The sequence below is a fragment of the Grimontia sp. SpTr1 genome, assembly GCF_947387585.1.
In the GTDB taxonomy this organism is placed as follows: domain Bacteria; phylum Pseudomonadota; class Gammaproteobacteria; order Enterobacterales; family Vibrionaceae; genus Enterovibrio; species Enterovibrio indicus.
In genome coordinates this window covers 1-2830 of record NZ_CANDOD010000041.1, presented here as the reverse complement: position 1 = coordinate 2830, position 2830 = coordinate 1, and the positions used below count along the sequence as shown (strand labels likewise).

The following is a 2830-nucleotide window of genomic DNA, read 5'->3' as shown; positions in this document are numbered from 1 at the left end:
AGTCCTAGGGATGACTCATCTTGAGGCTCGCTTCCCGCTTAGATGCTTTCAGCGGTTATCGATTCCGAACTTAGCTACCGGGCAATGCCACTGGCGTGACAACCCGAACACCAGAGGTTCGTCCACTCCGGTCCTCTCGTACTAGGAGCAGCCCCTCTCAATCATCCAACGCCCACGGCAGATAGGGACCGAACTGTCTCACGACGTTCTAAACCCAGCTCGCGTACCACTTTAAATGGCGAACAGCCATACCCTTGGGACCGACTTCAGCCCCAGGATGTGATGAGCCGACATCGAGGTGCCAAACACCGCCGTCGATATGAACTCTTGGGCGGTATCAGCCTGTTATCCCCGGAGTACCTTTTATCCGTTGAGCGATGGCCCTTCCATTCAGAACCACCGGATCACTATGACCTGCTTTCGCACCTGCTCGAACCGTCATTCTCGCAGTCAAGCGGGCTTATGCCATTGCACTAACCTCACGATGTCCGACCGTGATTAGCCCACCTTCGTGCTCCTCCGTTACTCTTTGGGAGGAGACCGCCCCAGTCAAACTACCCACCAGGCACTGTCCTCAACCCCGATTAGGGGCCTAAGTTAGAACATCAAACATACAAGGGTGGTATTTCAAGGTCGGCTCCACACAAACTGGCGTCTGTGTTTCAAAGCCTCCCACCTATCCTACACATGTAGGCTCAATGTTCAGTGCCAAGCTGTAGTAAAGGTTCACGGGGTCTTTCCGTCTAGCCGCGGGTACACAGCATCTTCACTGCGATTTCAATTTCACTGAGTCTCGGGTGGAGACAGCGTGGCCATCATTACGCCATTCGTGCAGGTCGGAACTTACCCGACAAGGAATTTCGCTACCTTAGGACCGTTATAGTTACGGCCGCCGTTTACCGGGGCTTCGATCAAGAGCTTCGACCGAAGTCTAACCCCATCAATTAACCTTCCGGCACCGGGCAGGCGTCACACCGTATACGTCATCTTTCGATTTTGCACAGTGCTATGTTTTTAATAAACAGTTGCAGCCACCTGGTATCTGCGACTGCCCATAGCTCCATCCGCAAGGGACTTCACCGCGGGCAGCGTACCTTCTCCCGAAGTTACGGTACCATTTTGCCTAGTTCCTTCACCCGAGTTCTCTCAAGCGCCTTGGTATTCTCTACCCGACCACCTGTGTCGGTTTGGGGTACGGTTCCTGATAACCTGAAGCTTAGAGGCTTTTCCCGGAAGCATGGCATCAATGACTTCACTACCGTAGTAGCTCGACATCGTGTCTCAGTGTATAGCGTCCCGGATTTGCCTAAGACACCCACCTACGCACTTGAACCTCGACAACCGTCGCGAGGCCCACCTAGCCTTCTCCGTCCCCCCATCGCAGTTATCAGCAGTACGGGAATATTAACCCGTTTCCCATCGACTACGCCTTTCGGCCTCGCCTTAGGGGCCGACTTACCCTGCCCCGATTAACGTTGGACAGGAACCCTTGGTCTTCCGGCGAGGAGGTTTTTCACCCCCTTTGTCGTTACTCATGTCAGCATTCGCACTTCTGATACCTCCAGCAGCCCTTACAGACCACCTTCAACGGCTTACAGAACGCTCCCCTACCCAATACGATAAATCGCACTGCCGCAGCTTCGGTGTATCGCTTAGCCCCGTTACATCTTCCGCGCAGGCCGACTCGACCAGTGAGCTATTACGCTTTCTTTAAATGATGGCTGCTTCTAAGCCAACATCCTGGCTGTCTGAGCCTTCCCACATCGTTTCCCACTTAGCGATAACTTTGGGACCTTAGCTGGCGGTCTGGGTTGTTTCCCTCTCCACGACGGACGTTAGCACCCGCCGTGTGTCTCCCGGATAGTACTTACTGGTATTCGGAGTTTGCAAAGGGTTGGTAAGTCGGGATGACCCCCTAGCCTTAACAGTGCTCTACCCCCAGTAGTATTCGTCCGAGGCGCTACCTAAATAGCTTTCGGGGAGAACCAGCTATCTCCGAGTTTGATTGGCCTTTCACCCCTAGCCACAAGTCATCCGCTAATTTTTCAACATTAGTCGGTTCGGTCCTCCAATTGATGTTACTCAATCTTCAACCTGCCCATGGCTAGATCACTCGGTTTCGGGTCTACGTCATGCAACTCATTCGCCCAGTTAAGACTCGGTTTCCCTACGGCTCCCCTATACGGTTAACCTTGCTACATAACGTAAGTCGCTGACCCATTATACAAAAGGTACGCAGTCACCTAACAAGTAGGCTCCCACTGCTTGTACGTACACGGTTTCAGGTTCTATTTCACTCCCCTCACAGGGGTTCTTTTCGCCTTTCCCTCACGGTACTGGTTCACTATCGGTCAGTCAGGAGTATTTAGCCTTGGAGGATGGTCCCCCCATCTTCAGACAAGATAACACGTGTCCCGTCCTACTCGTTTTCACGTTAAATAAGCCGTCGTGTACGGGGCTATCACCCTGTATCGCGCCACTTTCCAGAGGCTTCCACTAACTCATAAAACGCTTAAGGGCTAATCCGGGGTCGCTCGCCGCTACTGCCGGAATCTCAATTGATTTCTTTTCCTTCGGGTACTTAGATGTTTCAGTTCCCCGAGTTCGCCTCCACACACCTATGTATTCAGTGTGGGATACTGGCTTATGCCAGTGGGTTTCCCCATTCGGAAATCCCAGATTCAAATGGCTGTTACTGCCTTATCTGGGCTTATCGCAAGTTACTACGTCCTTCATCGCCTCTGACTGCCAAGGCATCCACCGTGTACGCTTAGTCACTTAACCATACAACCCCAAGAGGTTTCGTATGTTCAAACAACCAAGGTGTTCT

The 2830-nt window shown here is 52.5% G+C and carries 1 rRNA gene; it reads right to left on the bottom strand.

Annotated features, from left to right (window positions below):
• Nucleotides 1-2784 (bottom strand): 23S ribosomal RNA (locus QL223_RS25810); the annotation flags it as partial.
• Nucleotides 2785-2830: the final 46 nt, after the last annotated feature.